At 43.2% G+C, this 7,668-nt stretch carries 7 protein-coding genes and 1 pseudogene; all 8 read right to left on the minus strand.

Going from position 1 to position 7,668, the window contains the following annotated elements:
* Positions 1 to 527 (minus strand): annotated as a pseudogene (locus tag AC1DWN_RS22855) (helix-turn-helix domain-containing protein); the annotation flags it as partial.
* A 115-nt stretch (positions 528 to 642) separates the two neighbouring features.
* Entirely contained in the window at positions 643 to 2,208 is a 1,566-nt protein-coding gene (locus AC1DWN_RS22860) for an extracellular solute-binding protein (RefSeq protein WP_477561204.1), read from the minus strand.
* A gap of 56 nt (positions 2,209 to 2,264) precedes the next feature.
* A complete protein-coding gene (locus tag AC1DWN_RS22865; protein WP_477561205.1) occupies positions 2,265 to 3,140 on the minus strand; it encodes a carbohydrate ABC transporter permease in 876 nt (291 codons plus the stop codon).
* A gap of 19 nt (positions 3,141 to 3,159) precedes the next feature.
* Positions 3,160 to 4,137 (minus strand): ABC transporter permease, encoded by a 978-nt coding sequence (locus AC1DWN_RS22870; protein ID WP_477561206.1) that lies wholly within the window; start codon positions 4,135 to 4,137, stop codon positions 3,160 to 3,162.
* Positions 4,121 to 5,194: an alpha/beta hydrolase family protein gene (locus AC1DWN_RS22875; protein ID WP_477561207.1), complete on the minus strand. Its 1,074-nt coding sequence runs from the start codon at positions 5,192 to 5,194 to the stop codon at positions 4,121 to 4,123. Before AC1DWN_RS22875 ends, AC1DWN_RS22870 begins: the two co-directional genes overlap by 17 nt.
* Before the next feature lie 221 nt (positions 5,195 to 5,415).
* Positions 5,416 to 5,976, minus strand: coding sequence for a dockerin type I domain-containing protein (locus AC1DWN_RS22880; RefSeq protein ID WP_477561208.1), 561 nt, complete (start codon positions 5,974 to 5,976; stop codon positions 5,416 to 5,418).
* Between the two features lie 112 nt (positions 5,977 to 6,088).
* Positions 6,089 to 6,922 (minus strand): carbohydrate ABC transporter permease, encoded by an 834-nt coding sequence (locus tag AC1DWN_RS22885; protein WP_477561209.1) that lies wholly within the window; start codon positions 6,920 to 6,922, stop codon positions 6,089 to 6,091.
* A 5-nt stretch (positions 6,923 to 6,927) separates the two neighbouring features.
* Positions 6,928 to 7,668: carbohydrate ABC transporter permease (locus AC1DWN_RS22890; protein WP_477561210.1), on the minus strand; the 741-nt coding region annotated here is incomplete at its 5' end.

Genomic DNA, 7,668 nt, shown 5'->3' on the forward strand with positions numbered 1-7,668 from the left:
GTTTGTGAATTCTGAGGCAGCTTTTTTACCAAATGAACCTGCTCTCCTCCAGCAGCTGTAGCCCAGAAGCTTGTTTTTCCAACCTTGGAATAGTTATTAATCATTTCACTTTGATTATATTCTTCTAAACGCAGTACCTCAGTGCTGTTATCTATCACCCAACCATTTTTGAAGCTGACTAATAATATATCATTGATACCCAACTCGAAACTTTGAAGCTTATGTAAGCCTTGAAGCAATTCATTCACGGTTTCAAATTGATTGGGGGTTAATAACATATTTAATGATGAACTGACTAGAGATGAGTTAATGAATTGAACAGCAGATATATCCGCCATTTTTAGCAGCTGCTCAACACTTTGCTGCGTTTGCTCCAAATTCAGCATATTGGCTTTGGTCACTTTATCTTGAATAATCTCAGATGATTTATAATAAGAGAGAACTCCGAGAACGATTACAGGAAGAGTGCCCAAGAGCATGCTAAATAGAAATAACCTTGTCAAAAATTTTGGTAGACGGATTCCCAAGATGAGTCAAACCTCCAMGATTTCAAATAACTTCAGGAATTCACCCTTAATGCTGGGGTGAATTCCTTATTCGTTATTGTAGTTTAACTATCCATTAATGACTATACGAACTTTATTATTTCTGTATAGCATTGTATTGCTCCGTAAATTCCTGGATCACTTGATCTCCGCCGCTTTTCCGCCATTGTTCTACAGCTTTATCCCAACCATTTTCATCAATCTCACCCATAATGAATTTCACTCTCGCATCGGTAAGAATTTTGGAAATTTCGGGACCTTTTTCCGCAAGGGTAGTCGATTGGAAAGCTTCAACCGGATTCGGAACTACAATTTCAACATTGTCTTTAAACATTTGCTTGTATTTTTTGACGATCGGCGCATCCTCGCCCGCTGTCACCAAAGCGCCGTCATCGTAGCGTATTTGGTTGATTGCATTGATATCTGTTTCATAAGCCTTGCCATCAGTACGAGCAGGTACTCCGTTATCCAGCTTGTAGTGCTTACCCTCAATTCCCCATTCAAATAAATTTTGTATTTTTTCATCAGACAGCTTATCTATGAAACCAAGAATATTTTTCAGCTCTTCCTCGGTTTTCACGCTAGTTTTCGGGAACATAAATAAACCATTATATCCGCCGTTGAACAGGATTTGCCGCTCACCCTTTGGACCGCTGATTCTGCTTACCACATCAAGCTCAGCACTTGGATTTACTTTGTATAAGTCATTGAACCCGCTATTCACATCATCCAATGCACTAATAATCATTCCGGCCTTGCCTTGGTTCATAGCTTCAACACGCTTTGTACCAGGTACAATCGCAAAGTCTTGATTGATCAGCTTCTCGTCATATAAGCGTTTATAAAGCTTTAGCACATCCAAATATTCTTCCTTGAAGAAGTCAGGAACGACCTTCCCATCTTCAATGCCATACATATTATAACCGCCATGCCAAGCCAGCATCGATTGAAAACCATTCATACCTCTGCCCTCATACATGCCAAACGTGTCATTCTTGCTATTCTTATCTGGATCCTTTGTGGCAAATGCTTTTATAATATTATAGAAATCATCAATGGTTTTCGGTACATCCAATCCTACAGCCTCCAGCCAATCCTTACGTAGAATAATACCTTCGCGAGCTACGGGACGACTGCGGAATACGCCGTACACCTTTCCATCAATAGATAAATTGTCCAGAACAAGTGAATTCAGCTTGCTCAAATTCGGATAGTCTTTAAGATACGATCCAATCTCCCAGAACATGCCGGACTTGGCAGCATTAATAATGCTTGGGCTCTTGTTGCTCGTGATCATCATAATTTGAGGCAGCTCTCCGCCCGCAATGGTTGCATTGATTTTGTCCGTATAAGCCGAATTAGGCACCCACGTAATATCAAGTTTCGTCCCGGTATACTCCTCAATGAGCTTTATCGCTTCATTATCCGCTTTCGGCGGCTCGACCGAATAGTACTGATTAATCATGGACAATTTAAGCGGTGTAACAGGCTTACTCGTTTCTTCTGGTGCAGCGGTTGATGTTGAAGTCGGCGTTGATGATGGATCCGTGACACCGTTTGTACCTTTCCCCGTTCCCTGACTGCACCCAGCCAATAAGATCGCCGAAAGAACAATAGCACCGCCAAACCTCATAACCCCTTGTAACCGGTTCCAATTCTTCATTTAAAAATCCTCCCCTTGCTCTCATAGTTTTATATTAAATGACAACGCGTAATGCGTCATCCTTTAACCGATCCTAATAGAACTCCTTTTGCAAAATGTTTCTGTAAGAACGGATACACAATCAGGATCGGTAACGTCGAAATCGTTATTACCGCCATCTTGATGGATTGCGGAGGAATGATGAAAGCTTCGTTCACCTGGCTTGAATCACCGATGCCGCCTTCGGCCATTATGACCACCTGCCGCAGAAGAACCTGAATCGGCCATTTAGTCGAATCATTGATATATAGAATTGCTGAAAAAAAGGCGTTCCAATGCCCAACAGCATAAAATAACGAAAAGGTGGCAATCGCAGGTAATGATAGAGGAAGTACAATTTTCATTAAAATCCCCAGATCATTGCATCCGTCTATTTTGGCAGACTCCTCAATACCATCAGGCATCTGTTGAAAAAAGTTTTTCAGAATAATAAGATTGAATGCGCTAATCGCACTCGGAAGCAGCAAGGACCATAGCGAGTCCATTAGGCCTAAAGCTTTCACAACCAAGAAGGCGGGAATCATCCCCCCGCTGAACAACATAGAAAAAATGATCATAAGCATAATCGGTCTTCTTCCTATCAGATCTCTTCGAGAGAGAGGATAGGCCATTAATGATGTGAATAATAGGTTAATAGATGTTCCCGCCACCGTAATATAGATTGTATTTAACAAGCTGCGCATAATCGTATCCGTTGAGAAAATATACATGTACGCATCCAATGAAAATTGCCTTGGAAAAAACACGACACCGCGCCTGGCGAATTCCTCTGACGACATGAAGGAATTAAGAACGATATATAGAAACGGCAGCACAGCGAGGGCTGCAAACAGGATCAAGGCCATAATATTAGTGATATCAAAAAGCCTTCCGCTAAATGTTCGGTCTTTCATACGAGTTCACATCCTTCTTCTAGTAAATGCCTTCTTCCCCAGCCTTCTTAGCCATTGCATTCGTTGCAAGYACAAGTATCAATCCAATCACTGACTTAAACAGTCCAACAGCCGTACTGTAGCTAAATTGCCCCTGATTGATACCAATCGTATAGACATAAGTATCAAAGACTTCGCCAACCTCCCGATTCATAGCGTTGATCATTAATATAATTTGTTCAAAGCCCGTATCCAGGAAGTCACCTAATCGCAAAATTAACAATATGATTATCGTGCTGCGTATAGCCGGCAGTGTAATATTCCAAAGTTGACGCATACGCCCAGCTCCATCGATTTTCGCTGCTTCATACAACCCTGGATCGACACCCGCTAATGCAGCCAAGAAAATAATTGTGCCCCAGCCCGTTTCTTTCCAGACAGTCTCCGCCATGATCATCGTGCGAAACCAATCGGCACTAATGAGAAAGTTGATTTTTTCTCCGCCCATCTGCACGATAAGCGCATTGACCGCGCCGCCTTCCACGGTAAATAAGATATAGAAAACACCAACAACAACCACCCAAGATAAAAAATGGGGAATATATATCATGGTCTGAACAAACCGCTTGAAAAATTCCTTACGAACTTCATTCAGCATGAGAGCGACAATAATCGGTAACGGAAAGAAAAAAAACAGGTTATAGAGCGCCAGTACGACTGTATTCCGAAATAGCATTCCAAAGGTTGGTTCGTTGAAAAAACGTATAAAATGCTTGAACCCGACCCATTCACTTTTCCAAAAGCCTAAGTAAGGCTGGTAGTCCTGGAAGGAGATCAGCACGCCCCACATCGGGAAATATTTAAATAATATGAAGTAAACGATACCCGGCAAAAGCATAAGATACAGCCATCGATCACGAATGATTATTTTCAATTTTCGATTGAAGACCTTCGGCTTTACTATTGAATCTAGTGAAGTTGGTTCAAGCGAAGTCGTATTCTCATGTCTTATCTTCATTCCAATCCTCCTTTAAATCACTGTTACGGTCGGCTACATCCCTTTGATGTATGGAATATCCAGATAATCCACCCGTCACATTAAATTCCTTATTATTCAAGTCATAATGTACGACAGCCACCTCATCCAAGGAATTCAGCACCACTGAAAACTTCTTCGTGATGAGGTATCCTGCTACGATGAATGATCCCTTATTTGGAATCTCAATGGCAGTAGAGTTACGCATACGGTTATACTCGCTAAGCTCCTGCATTTGTGTCATCTGCTCGTTAGATGCATTTCCCCAGTGCTCCCTGGTTCCAACCCCCGCCAGTTCTAGATATTGGACTCTATTAGAAAGCCCGAGTTCCCGAATTCTGTTCATGTATATCCGTGCGTGATCTACCGGTACACGAATATCGGTATTACCGTGAGCGATGAATAACGGTGTAAGCAGATTTTCAGTCAGAGTTAAACCACTGCGAGACCTATATGCTTCAGGATTATGTCTTGGCGGGAAACCTATCCAAACGTCTAATTCATCCTGAAACTCTCCGATGGTATCATGCTCATACCACAGCTCATAATCCGAGATACCGCACATTGCTGTGGCTGCTGCAAAAAAATCCGGAAATTTTCCGATAATCGCATAAGCGTTTCCTCCACCACCGCTGCCCCCCTCGAAAAACACCACCTGAGGATCAATAATGAAATCTTGATAGTGCTTTCGTACGTATTGGACAGCATCTATCACATCTAATAGCTCCCACCCATTGCAATCAGGACTTCCATCAGAGAAAGCTCTTCCTCGCATATCCACCTCGACCACAAAATACTTACCATCTCCATATGGTTTATCCATATACTCGAAGGGCGGGATGCTCATATGCCAGCCGTGTGTTGTAACTAGAATGCGTGAAGGCTCTAGAGGCTTCAATACTCTCATTGCTAATTGAAGATCGGGTTCCCTTGACGAAGGATAGTAGATGAAATCGCAATAGGGCGAATATCTATTTAAGCGTTCGTCATTGATTTGGCGATTTTCTCTAATTCGATCCTCATATTTTTCATAAGTCATGCCATCTGTTCTCCCATCGGTTGCGGTTTGATTATTTCGAGCTTATCGAACCGCGAAATAACCGTCTACAATCATTGCCGAGCGAGTTCGCTTTATTGGGTTCCTATAATCTTCAACGAGTCACCATAATCATTTACGGGAAAGCTATACAACATAATAAAGGCCGGTCAGGGTACGTCCCTGACCGGCCTTTTTATGTTCTCGAGTACTGCTTCGTTGTTTTATTGCAAGATTGCTTTCGCTACGATTGCAAGGTCTTCGATATCAACCTTACCGTCTTTATTGACATCCGCATTCACGTTCCAGCCTGTCTGACCTTGTTGTGTGCCATAAGCCCGTGCAACAATAGCCAAGTCTCCAATCGAGACGCCGCCTCGACCATCGACATTTGCGTTTATCTTCTTGCTATTAAACGCTTGAATTGCTGCTTCCAATGCGCCTTTCGCATTATCCACCTGCTGCTGAGAGGCATTCGGATCGCTTGCTGTCACATTAGCCGCATCGATAGCGGACCTTAATAACGCTTTGGATCCAATCACATATAGGCCGTCCGCATTTCCTCCCACTGCAGCATCGTACTTGGCTTGTGCACTTGCAATCAAAGCATTTAGCAATGATTTTACAACAACTTCTGCGATTTGAATGTCATGTGTAGTTTCTTTGATCTGCAGTTCGTCCCCAAGTGCGTTAGCAATCGCAACATTGTCTACAGAAATGGTCGTTGAGATATCCTTGGAAATTTGCAACTCTTGCCTGATAAATCCGACATGATACTGCTCCATTTTTCCCTGTCTTCTGTATAACCAATGTCCGCATGGGAGTGATGGATGTATAGGAAAAAGTGGGCTTCCGGTCTTTATCGTATCATGCCATTCTGTTATAAAATACGGACCATTACGATTTCACGGTAAGCAGCATACCCTTAATGAAATTGCGCTGTAGAACGAAGAACAACAACACCGTTGGCAGCGAAGTCAATACGATTCCGGCCAACAATGTGGTCATACCTGAGCGGAAGTAAATACCTTGCATTGTCGCCAGACCTGCCATAACTGGACGAATCGTTTCCGATCGGGACAGCGTCATACCGAAAACCAGGTCGTTCCAAATCCACGTGAACTGGAACAAGAAAAGGACGGAAATTGGTGGCAGCAGAAGTGGACCGATGATCCGAGTAAAGATACCAAAACTATGAAAACCGTCAATCTGTGCCGCTTCCACAATTTCGTAAGGCAGTGTCGTCATGTAATTGCGCAATAGAAAGACGCAAAATGGAATGGCAATTGCAATATAAAATAAGAGCATGCCGCCGAAGGTATCGTAAAGACCTAACTTTTGATATCCCTTGAACAACGGAACCAAATACATCTGAAAGGGAAAAATAGTCCCACTGTAGATGAGCAAGAACCAGTAAAAACCGCCCTTTAATCTTAGTATAACAATCCCGAATGCGGCCATAGCTGCAATGAAAATCGCGATTCCTGAACCAAGCACTCCATAGCTTAAGCTGCTCATGAGTCCTTTCCCCAAATTGCCCATTCGCAGTGCATCCATCATATTTAATCCTAATTGGAACGTCTTCGGGAAAGCCCAAATGTTGCCCGCGCTAAAATCCGCCAACGATTTAGATGCGTTCATTACGACTAAGATGACCGGTATCACCCAGCAAACGGCTAGTAAACTGATAAAAATGTATGTCGTCCATTTCCCTATTCGTATTCGTTTCATGTCACTTATCCCTCCTTCACAATCGTCCGCCGCAAATAAATCCAGGAAACAGCAATAGAAGCAACTGTCAAGACAATAGATATCGCGGCGCCTTGCCCGAAATGGAATAGTACGAATGATTCTCGAAACATCGTCACAGCAAGCGTTTCAGAAGAACGGTACGGACCACCCATTGTCATGACCCAAATAATATCAAAAATCTTAAAACTGTTGACGAGGGACATACCCATTACAACAATCGTTATTGGGCTGAGCAGCGGAAGCGTTATGCTCCAGAATGTACGAAACCGGCTAGCTCCGTCAATCGCCGCGGCTTCAAATGGTTCCTTGGGTAAAGCGCCAAGGCCAATCAGAAATAACAGCATGTTCGTCCCGGTCCCTTGCCACACCGATGCTATGATCATCGCAAACGTATTGTCCGGCGTCGAAGTCAACCAATCTCTCGCGAGCGACCCGAGACCGAATAGTTGCAGCACGTAGTTGATGCCGGTTTGGGAAAACAAAAATACCCAGATGACACCAACCACCGTAAGAGACATCGCGTACGGCAAATAAAAAATGTTTTTGAATAGTCGCTGCCCCTTTAAGTTTTGCAGCAGTACGCTGAACATTAGCCCTAGCCCAACAGGCAGAACCAGTGTGGCGATTACCCAAATCAGCGTATTGTTCAATGAAGTGATGTACGTAGCGTCTTGAAAGATGGCTACGTAATTGGCCAATCCGACCCACTTGGGTGCCGCCAATCC

This window comes from Paenibacillus sp. P4_A7 (assembly GCF_056402455.1).